This window comes from Terrabacter sp. Ter38 (assembly GCF_024519435.1).
Taxonomy (GTDB): domain Bacteria; phylum Actinomycetota; class Actinomycetes; order Actinomycetales; family Dermatophilaceae; genus Terrabacter.
On sequence record NZ_JALJRZ010000040.1, the window covers coordinates 1 to 347 of the forward strand.

The window sequence follows — 347 nt, forward strand, 5'->3', positions numbered from 1 at the left end:
GGGGGCGGGTGGGGGGGGGGGCGGGTGGGGGCGGGGGGGGGGGCGGAGGGAGAAAAGCGAGAAAAAAGGAAAGAAGAGGAGAGGGAGGAAAAAGAGGGGAGGAAGGAGAGAAGGAGGGAAGGAGAAAGGGGAGAGAAAGAAAGGAGAGGGGGAGAGGGAGGGAGAGAGAAGAAGAGGAAAGGAGAGAAGGGGAGGGAGGAAGAGAGAAAAGGAGGAGGAAGGAGGGAAGAGGGGGAGAAGGAGAGAAAAGAAGAAGAGAGGAGAGGAGAGGAAGAAAAAGAAGGAGAAAAGGGAGGAGAGAGGAGGGCAGGCACGCCGGCATCGGCAAGGGCGAGGCCGATCTCCTC

1 protein-coding gene is annotated in these 347 nt (G+C 59.9%); it reads left to right on the forward strand.

The window, feature by feature from the left end:
* Positions 1-347 (forward strand): hypothetical protein (locus NR112_RS23320; RefSeq protein ID WP_256796476.1); only part of this gene is annotated, 347 nt, incomplete at both ends.